Here is a 13,562-nt window from a genome sequence, read left to right on the forward strand (position 1 = left end):
TCAGCAGGGCTGTTCGCCGGGCGGGATTGAGGCTATAAATGCACTATCTTGCCTCTTTCGATGCATGCATTAAAGTGCATGTTTGCCAAGAGCGCAAGTCCCATCAGGGTTAACCCCAAACAAAGCCATGCCCATGAAAGAACCGGCCACCCTCGATGTGGCGACCGACGCAGGAGCGGGACCCGCCGAAGCCGACGAGTCGCCACGCCACCCGTTCCTGCTGGCCCTGGGCGAGCGTGTGCGCATGCTGCGCTCGCGCCGTGGCATGACCCGCAAGGCGGTGGCCCTGGCGGCCGACGTGTCCGAGCGCCACCTGGCCAACCTGGAATACGGCACGGGCAATGCCTCCATTCTTGTGCTGCTGCAGGTGGCGCAGGCGCTGCAATGTTCGCTCACCGAACTGCTGGGCGATGTGACCACGTCATCACCCGAGTGGCTGCTGATCCGTGAGTTGCTGGAGAAGCGGGACGAGGCCGACCTGCGCCGCGTGCGAATGGCCATCGGCGGCCTGTTGGATGGTCACGCGGCACCGGTGGACGATGCCGGTCGCCAGGCCCGCATCGCGCTCATCGGCCTGCGTGGCGCAGGCAAGTCCACCCTGGGCCAGCGTCTGGCCGACGACCTGGGCTACGCCTTCATCGAACTTAGCCGCGAGATCGAAAAATTCGCCGGCTGCAGCATCAGCGAGATCCACGCCCTGTACGGCACGCCGGCCTACCGTCGTTACGAACGCCGCGCGCTGGAAGAGGCGATCCAGATCTACCCCGAGGTGGTGATCGCCACACCGGGCGGCCTCGTGTCTGACGCGGCCAACTTCAACCTGTTGCTCACCCACTGCACCACCGTCTGGCTGCAGGCCGACCCGGCCGACCACATGGGCCGCGTGGCCGCCCAGGGGGACATGCGCCCCATGGCCGCCAGCCGTGAAGCCATGGAAGATCTCAAACGCATCCTGGCCGGCCGCTCGGCCTTTTATTCCAAGGCCGACCTGCACTTCAATACCAGTGGACAGGGCGTGGACGACGCCTTCGACACTTTGCGCACCCAGGTGCGGGAGGTCCTGGGTATTTTGTGACATGCATAAAAATGCATTGACGGCATTTAAAAGCTGCAATATTATTCACATCACTCGGTGCCGCCGGTGATGAATTGCAGGTCGGCACCCTTTTGTTTCCCTCGCCCCCGAGCAGATGCACACACAGGAGACCGCCATGAATGCCGACACCGTCGACTACCGCACCGACCCCAGCCAATACCGACACTGGAAACTCAGTTTTGAGGGTGAAGTGGCCACCCTGGCGGTGGACATCGACGAAGACGGTGGCATTCGCCCCGGCTACAAGCTCAAGCTCAACAGCTACGACCTGGGCGTGGACATTGAGCTGCACGACGCGCTGAACCGCATCCGCTTCGAACACCCCGACGTGCGCACCGTGGTGGTCACCAGCGGCAAGGACCGCGTGTTCTGCTCCGGCGCCAACATCTTCATGCTCGGTGTCTCCAGCCACGCCTGGAAGGTGAATTTCTGCAAGTTCACCAACGAAACGCGCAACGGCATCGAAGACACCAGCAAGCACAGCGGCATCAAATTTCTGGCCGCCCTCAACGGCGCCTGTGCTGGCGGCGGCTACGAGCTGGCTCTGGCCTGCGATCAGATCCTGCTGGTGGACGACCGCTCCAGCGCCGTGAGCCTGCCCGAAGTGCCGCTGCTGGGCGTGCTGCCCGGCACCGGCGGCCTGACCCGCGTGACCGACAAGCGCCATGTGCGTCACGACCTGGCCGACATCTTCTGCACCACCAGCGAAGGCGTGCGCGGCCAGAAGGCCGTGGACTGGCGCCTGGTGGACGCCGTGGCCAAGCCCCAGCAATTCGCTGCCGCAGTGAGCGAGCGCGCATCAAAACTGGCCGCCCAGAGCAGCCGTCCCGCTGGTGCAAAGGGTGTGAGCCTGCCTCGCGTGGAGCGCAGCGACAACGCCGACGGCATCTCATACGCGTACGTGAACGTGGCGATCGACCGCCCCAAGCGCAATGCGACGATCACCGTGAAGGCACCGAGCGGTACGCAGCCCACCGACATCGCCGGCATCGAAGCCGCAGGCGCGGCCTGGTACCCGCTGCAAATGGCGCGCGAACTGGACGACGCCATCCTCAACCTGCGAACCAACGAACTCGACATCGGCACCTGGGTGCTGAAGACCGAAGGCGATGCGGCGGCCGTGCTGGCCAACGACGCCCTGATGCTGGCGCACAAGGACCACTGGTTCGTCAACGAAACCATCGGCCTGCTGCGCCGCACCTTCGCCCGTCTGGACGTGTCTTCGCGCAGTCTCTTCGCCTTGATCGAAGAAGGCTCATGCTTCGCCGGCACCCTGGCCGAACTGGCCTTCTGCGCCGACCGCGCCTACATGCTGGCCCTGCCGGACGATGCCGACAAGGCACCCAAGCTGCATTTGAGCGAATTCAACTTCGGCTACCTGCCCATGGTGAACGACCAGTCGCGCCTGCAGCGTCGCTTCTATGAAGAAGCCGGCCCCATAGAGGCCGCGCGCGGCGCGATCGGCAAAGCTCTGGACGCCGACGCCGCCTTTGCGCTGGGCCTGGTGACCGCGGCCCCCGACGACATCGACTGGGCTGACGAAGTGCGCATGGCCCTGGAAGAGCGCGCTGCCATGTCGCCCGACGCCCTCACCGGCATGGAAGCCAACCTGCGTTTCGCGCAGAAAGAAAACATGGCCACGCGTGTCTTTGGCCGCCTCACCGCCTGGCAGAACTGGATCTTCCAGCGCCCCAACGCTGTTGGAGAAAAGGGCGCCCTGAAGGTATATGGCAAGGGCGACAAGGCCGTCTTTGACATGAATCGGGTGTGACCCCCCCGCGCCGCACTGCGCGCGTCACCCCCCCGGGGGCGATGCGAGTGGCCCGGCGAAGCCGGTTCCACCGCATCCTTGATCCAGACACCTCACCCCGCCGTTTTTCCTACCGTTCCAACCACCCGCAGGAGACCCCCATGTCCACCATCGACTACAGCGACAAGATCCCCAACAACGTCAACCTGAGCGAAGACCGCACGCTGCAGCGCGCGCTGGAGCAGTGGCAGCCCAACTACCTCAAGTGGTGGGACGACATGGGTCCGGATGGCTCGCAGAACTTCGACGTCTACCTGCGCACCGCCGTCAGCGTGGACCCGCAGGGCTGGGCGCAGTTCGGCCATGTGAAGATGCCCGACTACCGCTGGGGCATCTTCCTCAATCCCGCCGAGCAGGACCGCAAGATCCACTTCGGTGACCACAAGGGCGAAGCCGCCTGGCAGGACGTGCCTGGCGAATACCGCGCCAACCTGCGCCGCATCATCGTCACGCAGGGCGACACCGAGCCCGCATCGGTGGAGCAACAGCGCCACCTGGGCCTGACTGCGCCCAGCCAGTACGACCTGCGCAACCTGTTCCAGGTGAACGTGGAAGAGGGTCGCCACCTCTGGGCCATGGTGTATTTGCTGCACAAGTACTTCGGCAAGGACGGCCGCGAAGAAGGCGAAGCCCTGCTGGAACGCAACAGCGGCAATGCCGACAACCCGCGCATCCTGGAAGCCTTCAATGAAGAGACACCGGACTGGCTGAGCTTCTTCATGTTCACCTACTTCACCGACCGCGACGGCAAGTTCCAGCTCTGCGCCCTGGCCGAGAGCAGTTTCGATCCGCTGGCGCGCACCACCAAGTTCATGCTCACCGAAGAAGCGCACCACATGTTCGTGGGCGAGTCTGGCGTGAGCCGCGTGATCAACCGCACCTGCCAGGTGATGAACGAGCTCAAGACCGACGACCCGGCCAAGCTGCGCGCTGCCGGCGTGATCGATCTGCCCACCATCCAGCGCTACCTGAACTTCCACTTCAGCGTCACCATCGACTTGTTCGGTGCCGACGAGTCCAGCAATGCCGCCACTTTCTACAGCACCGGCCTGAAGGGCCGCTATGAAGAAGGCAAGCGCACCGACGACCACGTGCTCAAGGGCCAGTTCTACAAGGTGCTCAATGTGCAGAACGGCCAGTTGGTCGAAAAAGAAGTGCCCATGCTCAACGCGCTCAACGAAGTGCTGCGCGACGACTACATCAAGGACAGCGTGGGCGGCGTGGAGCGCTGGAACAAGGTGATTGAAAAGGCCGGCATCCCGTTCCGCCTGAAAGTGCCGCACAAGGCCTTCCACCGCAACATCGGCCTGCTCAAGGGCGTGAAGGTTGCCCCTGATGGCCGCGTGGTGTCTGAAGCCGAGTGGAACGCCAACCGCGACAACTGGCTGCCCAGCGAGGGCGACCGCGCCTTCGTCGCCAGCCTGATGGGCCGTGTGGTCGACCCGGGCAAGTTCGCCAACTGGATCGCGCCGCCGGTGATGGGCATCAATCGGCAGCCGGTGGACTTCGAATATGTACGCTTCGCTTGACTCCCCCCTGCGCCGCTGACGCGGCTTCCCCCCTCTCTTGCGCACCTTTGGTGCTTGGAGGGGGGACGGCATCTTGGGCCGGCGGAGCCGTCCCTTGCTGCCCCTTGAATGGGGCACGCGCTCCGATGGGTATCTGGCGTTCGGTTTGCATTGCTTTTTTTCACCCGAGAGCGTGAGTGTGGGTGGCTGGCGCAGTGAGGTAAAGGAGGAGCCGGCCGCAGGCCGGCGGGGGACACGAACGGAGTCAGCCACCCATGCTCACGCGGTGCCCCCACGAAGTCGAATCAAGTCACACAATAGCCAGAACGCCACGAGAAAAGCACGGAGACCCCGATGAACGCCCCGACCGAAGCCGCTGTCATCAAGCAGCACCTGATCGACCCGGAAATCTGCATCCGTTGCAACACCTGCGAGTCGATTTGCCCGGTGGGTGCCATCACCCACGATTCGAACAACTACGTGGTGGATGTCGACAAGTGCAACTGGTGTAACGACTGCATTTCGCCGTGCCCCACCGGCTCCATTGACAACTACCGCAAGGTGTTGCGCATCAAGGCCTATTCACTGGAAGAGCAGTTGGGCTGGGAAGAGCTTCCCGCAGAGATCCCCAGCAGCGAACTGGCTGCCATGGCCGGCGACGCTGCGGCACAGACCGTCTCTGATGCGGTACCAGAAGAGACCGCGACGCCCGAACCGGTCAGTGATCCTAGCGGACAGACGCAGCTGAACACCAGCGCGCTGGGCGCTACCCTGCCGCCGTGGAGCGCCGCTCACGCCTACACCAACCTCTACGGTCCCAAGTCCGCGCAGAAAACCGTCACCGCGACCGTGACAGGCAACGTGCGGGTGACCGAAGTGGGCAAGACCGCCGGTGGGGACTACGACACCCACCATATCGTGCTCGACTTCGGCAGCATGCCGTTCCCGGTGCTCGAAGGCCAGAGCATCGGCATCATCCCGCCCGGGCTCGACGCTAAAGGCAGACCGCACCACGCGCGCCAGTATTCCATCGCCAGCCCGCGCAACGGCGAGCGGCCTGGTTACAACAATCTGTCGCTCACCATCAAGCGCGTGCTGGAAGACCATGCCGGCCAGCCGGTGCGCGGCGTGGCGAGCAACTTCATGTGCGACCTCAAGGTGGGCGACAAGGTGGAAGTGATCGGACCTTTTGGTACCAGCTTCCTTATGCCCAACCACCCCCGGTCCAGCATCGTGATGATCTGTACCGGCACAGGTTCAGCTCCCATGCGGGCCATGACCGAGTGGCGGCGTCGCCTGCGGCAAAGCGGCAAGTTTGAAGGCGGCAAGCTCCTGCTCTTCTTCGGCGCGCGCACCCAGGAAGAACTGCCGTATTTTGGTCCGCTGCAGAGCCTGCCCAAGGACTTCATCGACATCAATTTCGCCTTCAGCCGCACCGCCGGTCAACCCAAGCGCTACGTGCAGGACGCTATGCGCGAGCGGGCGGCCGACCTTGCTCTGCTGCTGCAGGATCCCAACACCTACTTCTATGTGTGTGGCCTCAAGAGCATGGAAGAGGGTGTGGTGCTGGCACTGCGCGACGTGGCGAAAGCCGCTGGTCTGGACTGGGAAGGCATTGCCGCGTCACTCAAGCGCGACGCCCGGTTGCACCTGGAAACCTATTGAGGTGTTGCGGCTTTGCCGCGTCAGGCGGCTGCCGCTCAGGCAGGGTCCCCGACCCTCGGTAGGGTGAAGCACAGTCGACTTCTCGTTCGTCCACTGGATGCCGTACAGTGCAGGCCACGTATGGAAAAAGCACATACCCCTGCAGCGACAGTTCAGCGTCCGGCCATTGAGGTGGACGTGGTGATGCGCCGCGAGCCGGTCATCGGACCCATGAGCCGCTGGCAACCGTTTCGTTGGGTGCTGGCCGATGTGATGGTACGCACCAGTCCCGACGACACGCCGGCAGACGCCGCAGAAGATGCGCACGAGCCGTTGGCCGTGGAGCCCGTCGATGCAGGCGCCGCCGCAGGAGCGCAGACCTCCCACTGGTTGTTTCCCCGGTTCCGGGTGACGCTGTTTCGCGACGACGCCGAAGGCTACTTCCTCAACCTCAACAGCCCCAGTCCCTGCTTCTGGGTTTTCTGGCGCGCCGACGAAGCCCGCCTGCTCGATGGCGAACCGATGGCGGTGCCGCAGATCGTGACGCTGAGCTACCACGATGCCGGGCGCTGGCTGGACGCCCAGGAGCGGGTGGACCAGGTGCCCGCCCCTGAAGAGGTCGTGGACTGGCTGCGCAGCTTCGTGGACAGCACCTACCAGCCTGAACCCAAGCGCCGCAAGCGCCCGGAGAGCTTCAAACCCCTCACCGACCGTTTCGGTCAGCCGGTGCGCATCTCAACCGAAAAGCACGGCTCAGGTCCCAAGACATGACACTCCGCATTGGCATCAGCGCACGCCTGTTGCACCAGCCCCCGGAAGGGCTGGGATTGCCGCAGAAACGCCTGCAGTTCCTGGAAAGCACCATGGCGCACTGGATCATGGCCCACCGGGCCATCGCGCTCATGGTCCCCTTCGTCGACGAAGAAAGCCCATTGTCGGCCAACCGCGCCCCCATGACCGAGATCGTCGACCTGCTCGACGGGCTGGTGCTGCAGGGCGGTATCGACATCTGCCCGGAAACCTATGGCGACACCCTGCGCGATCCGGCCTGGGCGGGTGACGCCATCCGCGACCGGTACGAACTGAATTTGCTGCGTGGCTTCGTCGAGGCAGGCAAGCCGGTGCTCGGTGTGTGCCGCGGTGCCCAGCTCATCAACGTGTATTTTGGCGGCAGCCTGGTGCAGGACATCCCTACGCTGCGCCCCGGCTCGGCCGAACACCAGGACACCAGTCGCTACGATCGCCTGATGCACGACGTGCATTTTGAAGAGGGATCGTTGCTGCACCGGCTGTATGGCAACAGCGCGCCCCACCGTGTCACCAGCATCCACCACCAGTGCGTTGACCGGCTCGGCGAGGGCCTGGCGGTGGAGGCTCTCAGCCCGCAAGACGGCATCATCGAAGCCATTCGCCACAAAGGATCAGGTTATGTGCTCGGCGTGCAGTGGCACCCCGAGTTCCATCTTTCCCCGGGTGAAGAAACCCAGGGGCTGCTCGACAGCGGTCCGATGATGTTGGACTTTCTGCGTGCGGCGCGTGCGCGGGCCGACCGCCACCAGAGCGGTGCGGCGGTGGTGCACGCCGGCATGCCTTTGCCGACACGAACATGAGCACCGAAGACGGCAACTTCTTCTCGCGCTGGTCGCGCCGCAAGGTGCAGGTGCGTTCGGGCGAACCCTTGTCGCCGGAACCGGCGGCACCGCGCCCTGCTGCAGCTGTCACGCCTGTGGCCGTTGTGGCGCCACCCGCTGTGCAAGCACCTGTGCCGGCCGAGAAACCTGAAGAAGCACCACCAGCCCTGACCCTGGACGACGTGGCCCGCCTCACGCCGGAGTCCGACTTTTCTTCCTTCGTGGCGCGTGGTGTGTCGCCCGAGGTGCGCAACGCCGCCGTCAAGAAGCTGTTTGCCGACCCACACTTCAACGTGATGGACGGGCTCGACATCTACATCGACGACTACTCCAAGCCCAGCCCCTTGTCGGTCGCCGACATGGCCAAGATGGTGGGCGCCCAGTTCCTGAAGCTGGTGGAGGACCCGAACGACAAACAAGCGCCTGTGGCGGCCAGCCTGCCCGGCCAAACTCACCACCAGCCAGCAGAAGACTCGGCAGAGACCGACACCCCGGCTGGCGAGCCTGCGGACCACCCTGAAGACGCTCCAACAGAAGCGCCCCCTTTGCTGGCTTCTGCCACAGACCCTTCCGAACCCAACAATTCCCAAGATGACCACGCTGATCTGCAACTGCAACCAGACCATGCCCCTGGACCCCAAGGCCCTGGGCGAGGCGCTGGATGAAGACCTGACCCTGCACACCACGCTGTGCCGGCGCGACGCACCCGCGTTCCAGCGGGCCTGCCGCAGCAGCGAAGACCTGGTCGTCGCCTGCACCCAGGAAAGCCGTTTGTTCACCGAGCTCTCCGAGCAGAGTGAAGGCGCGGTGTCGCTCGATGTGCGCCCGATCCATTTCGTCAACATCCGCGAAACCGGCGGCTGGGGGCGTGAAGGCGCCAAGGCCAGCCCGAAGATCGCTGCCTTGCTGGCGGCCGCCCGCCTGCCCGACGCCGAACCCGTGCCCACGGTGACCTACAAGAGCAGTGGTCGCTTGCTGGTGATCGGCGAGCTGGATCAGGCCGAACGCGCGGCCGGCATGGTGGCCGATGTGCTGGAGGTCTCGCTCATGGCCACCGGTGGCGCTGGCATGCAGGCCCGCCGCTACCCTGTGATCGCCGCCCGCTCGGCCCAGGTGCGCGGCTGGCTGGGCGCCTTCGATGTGAGCTGGTCCACCGGCAACCCGATCGATCTGGACCTGTGCACACGCTGCAACGCCTGTGTGGCCGCCTGCCCGGAAAACGCCATCGGCCTGGACTACCAGATCGACATGAACCGCTGCAAGTCGCACCGCTCGTGCGTGGCCGCCTGCGAGGCCGTGGGTGCCATCAACTTCCAGCGCGAACCACAAGACCACAGCGAACGCTTCGACCTGGTGCTTGACCTGCGGCGCGACCCAGCCTTCAGCCAGCACGCACACCCGCAAGGCTATTTCCATCTGCCGCACGGCCTGGCCGACGCCAAGGCGATGGACGCCATGCTCAAGCTGCGTGAGCTGGTGGGCGAATTCGAAAAGCCCAAATTCTTCACCTACAAACAAAAGGTGTGCGCCCACGGCCGCAACGAAACCGTGGGCTGCAACGCCTGCGTGGAAATCTGCTCAGCATTGGCCATCAGCAGCGACCTCAAACGCAACCAGATCGTCGTCAATCCCAACCTCTGCGTGGGCTGCGGCGCCTGCACCACCGTGTGCCCCACCGGCGCACTGAGCTACGCCTACCCCCGCGCCAGCGAACAGGGCGTGAAGCTGCGCACCCTGCTGGCCACCTACCAGAAGGCCGGCGGCAAAGACGCGGCGCTGCTGCTGCACAGCCAGGAAGCGGGCGCTTCGCTCGTTGGCGACCTGGGTCGCGCGGCGTCGCTTGACAAGACAGTGCGTGGCGTGCCCGCGCGCGTGATCCCCGTGCCGCTCTGGCACACCGCCTCCATTGGCCTGGACGTGTGGCTCACCGCCTTCGCCTACGGGGCTTCCCAGGTGTGGGTGCTCATGACGGGCGAAGAAGCGCCCCAGTACCGCGACGCCGTGCGCGAACAGATGGCGGTGGCCCAGGCCATCGTCACCGGCATGGGCTACACCGGACAGCATTTCAAACTGATCGAGGCGCGCGACGCCAACGACCTGGGCGCGCTCGATGCCGCGCTGGGCGAAGCCCCGGCCCAGGGCGTGAAGCGCCGCGCCAGCTTCGCCGTGCAGGCAGAAAAACGCGCCACGCTCGAACTCGCCCTCGACCACCTGCTGCAAGACAGCGCCACGCAGGCGAGGGCGCCCGAAGCCATTGCCTTGCCCGCCGCTTCACTGCTGGGCGCCATCCACGTCAACAAAGACATCTGCACTTTGTGCCTGAGCTGCGTGAGCGCCTGCCCGGCCAGCGCACTGCAAGACAACACCGAGCGCCCCCAGCTGCGCTTCATCGAAAAGAACTGCGTGCAGTGTGGCCTGTGCGCCACCACCTGCCCGGAAAATGCCATCACGCTGGAACCCCGGTTGCTGTTGAGCGAGCAACGCAAACAGTTGCGCGTGCTCAATGAAGCACAACCCTATCAGTGCATCCGCTGCAGCAAGCCCTTCGGCACGCTCAAGGGCATTGAAGTCATGTTGGGCAAACTCAGCGGCCACGCCATGTTCCAGGGCGAAGCGCTGGAGCGCCTGAAAATGTGCGGCGACTGCCGCGTGGTCGATATCTACAGCAACCCGCGCGAACAACACATCACGGATATCTGATCCCCCCTGCGCCGCTTCGCGTCTTCCCCCAAGGGGACCACACCTCGGACTGGCAAAGCCAGATCCTGGGTGTGTGCTGGATGTGTGCTGGATGGGAGTCCGGCTTTCGAGCTTTTGTAGCGATGCTTCAACGTACCCGGTGAACTCCATGAACGAACCCATTCCTGTTTCCTCCGCCCTCGACGAAGAAACCGCACGCGCCGAGGTCTATGGACTGCTGGCTGCGCTCTACTACGCACCCCCCACGCCCGAACTCATGGCGCAGTTGCGCGTGGCCGTGACCGAGGCGCCCGCTGCGGGTGGTTATCTGGAAGAACCCTGGCGCCAGCTGGTGGCGGCCGCACGCGCCATCGATGACACAGCGGTGGCCACCGAATACGACGCCTTGTTCGGCGGCGTGGGCAAGCCCGAGATCTACCTCTTCGGTTCCCACTACCTGAGCGGCTTCCTGAACGAAAAACCGCTGGCGCAGTTGCGCGGAGACCTGGCGGTGCTGGGTCTGTCGCGTGACGATGCCATGTCTGAAACCGAAGACCATTTCGCTTACCTGTGCGAGGTCATGCGTTACCTGATTGCTGGCGACGAGGTGGAGGTGTCGAACCTGACCCAGCAGCAGAAGTTCTTCTCCACCCACGTGCAGCCCTGGGCCAATGCCATGTGCGACACCATCGCGGCCCATCCCAAGGCGCGGTTTTATGCGGCGCTCGCCGGTTTCACCAGTGCGTTTGTGGGGGTGGAGGCGCAGGGCTTCGACATGCTGGCCTGAGTTTTCATTCCGCTTGATAAGGGTGGGCGAATGCGGCTGGGCTGGGTGCGCGTTCTCCGGCCTTGCTCGCGGGCGTCTGCCTTGGCCCACCACTGCTTTTTCGTCAACACCGCCTGAGGCGTTCAGGCTCTGTGGCAACCGCGAATGGGGGCCTGCGCCCGCGCACCCAGCCCATCCACCTCACGAGGTGCTGGCTATCCAAAATGGGTGTGCCCTAACCTCCCTGCAGGCCGGAGCAGGCGGGCGCCACCACCGTCCTGGCGCGAGGTCCCTGAACGAAACTGCAAGAAGTACCGAACTCAAAGAACCCCGGGCCGCCCATCCCCCGTTGGCGCAGCATCCGGCGCATGGGGTTCCGTCAGCAACGCCACGCAGAACGAAGCACCTTCCGCATCCGAACGGTTCTCCGCCGTGATGTGTCCGCCGTAGCGCTCCACCAGCCCCTGGCTGATCCACAGGCCCAAGCCGTTGCCATCGTTCTTGGTCGTAAAGAAAGGACGGAAAAGGCGGTCCAGCACTTCGGGTGAGAGGCCGCTGCCGCTGTCTTGCACACACAGGCGCGCTCCCGCCACCCCGGACGCGTCGGCCCAGTCTTGCGTCTCCAGCCGCAGCACCCCACCCTCGGGCATGGCCTGGATGGCGTTGATCATCAGGTTGATGATCACCTGCTGCAGTTCCTGTCGGTTGAAGCCCACGCGCCGCGTGGCCTGGAAGTCGCGTTGTACTTCAATGAGTGTCTGTGCCAGCAGATGGTTCACGAGCACCAGGCAGTCATCCACTGTGCGGTTAAGGTCCAGGGCTTCCACATAGCCTGCGTATTCGGTGGGGCGCGCGTACTGCAGCAGTTGCGTGACGATCAGGCGCATGCGTTCCACCTGTTCGTCCAGCAGCCTGAGCTCGCCTTGTACGGGCAGGCTGTGCGCACCCAGGGTTTCGCGCATCAGGTCGAGGTTGCCCTGCATCACCGCGATGGGGTTGTTGATTTCGTGCGCGATGCTGGCCGTGAGCTGGCCGATGGCCGCGAGCTTTTCGCTTTTGACCAGTTGCTGCTGCGCCAGTTTCAGCGAGGTGTTGCTGGCCTCCAGCTCTCGGGTGCGTTCGGCCACCTTGAGGTCCAGCTCCTCGCCCCAGCGCCGCAGTGCCAGGGTCTTTTCGTCGATCACGTCCAGCAGGTGGTCGAGGTGGCCGGCCAGGGCGCCCAGTTCATCGCGCGCAGCCAGAGCGCCCACACGGGCCTGCGAGTGGCCTTCTTCCACGCGAAGCATGGTGTGGTTCATGCGCTCCACCGGCTGGAAGATGCTGCGTGCCCAGCGCATGGAAAACCACGCAGACAGTGTCATCACCAACAGGAAGATCAGCACGATGGCGCCCAGCATGGCGTAGCGCACCATGCGAAAAGGCGCCTCCAGGTAGCCCACATACAGCATGCCGATGCGCCGGTCGCGCGCGTCTAGCAGCGGTTCATAGGCCGAGACGTACCAGTCGTTGACGACAAAGGCGCGGTCCAGCCAGGTGTTGCCGCCACCCAGCACGGTGTCGCGCACGGTTTGCGACACGCGCGTGCCGATGGCGCGCTGGTCCTGGAAGAGGCGCACATTGGTCGTGATGCGCACGTCGTCGAGGAACAGGGTGGCCGTGCCTTGGCTGTCAAAGGGCAGGGAACCGTCGGGATAGACGATGCTGTTGATGTGGTCGATGAAGCCCAGGTTCTGGTTCAGCAGCAGGCCGCCGGCGAGCAAGGCGATGGTGCGCCCGGCACTGTCCGTCACCGGCATGGCCGACAGCATCACCATGGCACGGTCTTCGATGTTGCGGGCGGTGGGTGCGGCATTGCGGGTAGAGACCAGCGCAATGCGCAAGCGCGATAGCAGGTGGGGAGCCAGTTGCGCCACGGTGTCGTGGTCCAGCAGCATGAGTCGCGCGGAGTGGCTGGCTGACGGTTTGGCAGGGTGGGCGAGCAACTCTGCCAGGGCCGCCGGCATGGGGCTCGCGACAGCGTTCCCGGTTGTGTCTGCGCTTGCGATCGGTTGGCCTTCAGGCGAATAGAGCATCAGGAAGTCGAGGCCCAGCTGCTCCCGCGATGCGGCCAGTTGCCGCGTGAGATCGGTGGTACTTGTCTGCGATGCTTGAAGCGCCGTGTACAAGGCCAGCGAGCCCGCCACGCCCTGCGTGCCCGAGCCCACTTCCACCAGCACGCGGTCGAAATAGCCACGGGCCACCGCCAGGTCGCTGCGCACCTTGGTGGTCAGCAAGCGGTCGTAGGCCGAATTGCCCCAGAGCACCAGCACGAGCACCAGCAGGGGGAACGCCACCAGCAGCGGCAGCAGCGCCATCGCCAGCAGCTTGTTGCGCACCGACGAGGCCAGCCACTGCGGGGTGCGCCAGAGTGTCATGCCAGGGGTCGCGC

At 64.6% G+C, this 13,562-nt stretch carries 10 protein-coding genes; 9 read left to right on the plus strand and 1 reads right to left on the minus strand.

Annotated features, from left to right (window positions below):
• Positions 1-127 precede the first annotated feature (127 nt).
• The 9 genes from J2W49_RS12460 to J2W49_RS12500 all read left to right on the plus strand — a co-directional run bounded on the left by J2W49_RS12460 (position 128) and on the right by J2W49_RS12500 (position 11,155).
• On the plus strand, positions 128-1,075 hold the full coding sequence (locus J2W49_RS12460) for a helix-turn-helix transcriptional regulator (protein ID WP_405001014.1): 948 nt from the start codon (positions 128-130) through the stop codon (positions 1,073-1,075).
• Between the two features lie 136 nt (positions 1,076-1,211).
• On the plus strand, positions 1,212-2,867 hold the full coding sequence (gene boxC / locus J2W49_RS12465; protein WP_310316193.1) for a 2,3-epoxybenzoyl-CoA dihydrolase: 1,656 nt from the start codon (positions 1,212-1,214) through the stop codon (positions 2,865-2,867).
• A 140-nt stretch (positions 2,868-3,007) separates the two neighbouring features.
• Positions 3,008-4,435, plus strand: a complete 1,428-nt coding sequence (boxB, locus tag J2W49_RS12470) for a benzoyl-CoA 2,3-epoxidase subunit BoxB (protein WP_310316195.1) — start codon at positions 3,008-3,010, stop codon at positions 4,433-4,435.
• Between the two features lie 333 nt (positions 4,436-4,768).
• On the plus strand, positions 4,769-6,079 hold the full coding sequence (boxA, locus tag J2W49_RS12475) for a benzoyl-CoA 2,3-epoxidase subunit BoxA (RefSeq protein WP_310316199.1): 1,311 nt from the start codon (positions 4,769-4,771) through the stop codon (positions 6,077-6,079).
• Positions 6,080-6,199: 120 nt separating this feature from the next.
• A complete protein-coding gene (locus J2W49_RS12480) occupies positions 6,200-6,829 on the plus strand; it encodes a DUF3305 domain-containing protein (RefSeq protein ID WP_310316205.1) in 630 nt (209 codons plus the stop codon).
• Positions 6,826-7,668, plus strand: a complete 843-nt coding sequence (locus tag J2W49_RS12485; RefSeq protein WP_310316208.1) for a gamma-glutamyl-gamma-aminobutyrate hydrolase family protein — start codon at positions 6,826-6,828, stop codon at positions 7,666-7,668. The genes J2W49_RS12480 and J2W49_RS12485 overlap by 4 nt, the downstream gene beginning before the upstream one ends.
• Entirely contained in the window at positions 7,665-8,354 is a 690-nt protein-coding gene (locus J2W49_RS12490) for a DUF3306 domain-containing protein (protein ID WP_310316211.1), read from the plus strand. Before J2W49_RS12485 ends, J2W49_RS12490 begins: the two co-directional genes overlap by 4 nt.
• Positions 8,314-10,389 (plus strand): 4Fe-4S binding protein, encoded by a 2,076-nt coding sequence (locus tag J2W49_RS12495; RefSeq protein WP_310316342.1) that lies wholly within the window; start codon positions 8,314-8,316, stop codon positions 10,387-10,389. The genes J2W49_RS12490 and J2W49_RS12495 overlap by 41 nt, the downstream gene beginning before the upstream one ends.
• Before the next feature lie 148 nt (positions 10,390-10,537).
• On the plus strand, positions 10,538-11,155 hold the full coding sequence (locus J2W49_RS12500; protein WP_310316213.1) for a TorD/DmsD family molecular chaperone: 618 nt from the start codon (positions 10,538-10,540) through the stop codon (positions 11,153-11,155).
• 299 nt (positions 11,156-11,454) lie between these two features.
• Here J2W49_RS12500 and J2W49_RS12505 read toward each other — a convergent pair whose 3' ends face one another.
• Complete coding sequence (locus J2W49_RS12505; RefSeq protein ID WP_310316216.1) at positions 11,455-13,548, minus strand: sensor histidine kinase; 2,094 nt, start codon at positions 13,546-13,548, stop codon at positions 11,455-11,457.
• Between the last annotated feature and the right edge of the window lie 14 nt (positions 13,549-13,562).

This window comes from Hydrogenophaga palleronii, from assembly GCF_031457455.1.
GTDB lineage: Bacteria > Pseudomonadota > Gammaproteobacteria > Burkholderiales > Burkholderiaceae_C > Hydrogenophaga > Hydrogenophaga palleronii_A.

What these genes read in the sequence shown, in the direction of transcription:
- J2W49_RS12460 (WP_405001014.1), top strand. Translation starts at nt 128, where the DNA reads ATGCCCATGAAAGAACCGGCCACCCTCGATGTGGCGACCGACGCAGGA.
- boxC (WP_310316193.1), top strand. Translation starts at nt 1,212, where the DNA reads ATGAATGCCGACACCGTCGACTACCGCACCGACCCCAGCCAATACCGA.
- boxB (WP_310316195.1), top strand. Translation starts at nt 3,008, where the DNA reads ATGTCCACCATCGACTACAGCGACAAGATCCCCAACAACGTCAACCTG.
- boxA (WP_310316199.1), top strand. Translation starts at nt 4,769, where the DNA reads ATGAACGCCCCGACCGAAGCCGCTGTCATCAAGCAGCACCTGATCGAC.
- J2W49_RS12480 (WP_310316205.1), top strand. Translation starts at nt 6,200, where the DNA reads ATGGAAAAAGCACATACCCCTGCAGCGACAGTTCAGCGTCCGGCCATT.
- J2W49_RS12485 (WP_310316208.1), top strand. Translation starts at nt 6,826, where the DNA reads ATGACACTCCGCATTGGCATCAGCGCACGCCTGTTGCACCAGCCCCCG.
- J2W49_RS12490 (WP_310316211.1), top strand. Translation starts at nt 7,665, where the DNA reads ATGAGCACCGAAGACGGCAACTTCTTCTCGCGCTGGTCGCGCCGCAAG.
- J2W49_RS12495 (WP_310316342.1), top strand. Translation starts at nt 8,314, where the DNA reads ATGCCCCTGGACCCCAAGGCCCTGGGCGAGGCGCTGGATGAAGACCTG.
- J2W49_RS12500 (WP_310316213.1), top strand. Translation starts at nt 10,538, where the DNA reads ATGAACGAACCCATTCCTGTTTCCTCCGCCCTCGACGAAGAAACCGCA.
- J2W49_RS12505 (WP_310316216.1), bottom strand. Translation starts at nt 13,548, where the DNA reads ATGACACTCTGGCGCACCCCGCAGTGGCTGGCCTCGTCGGTGCGCAAC.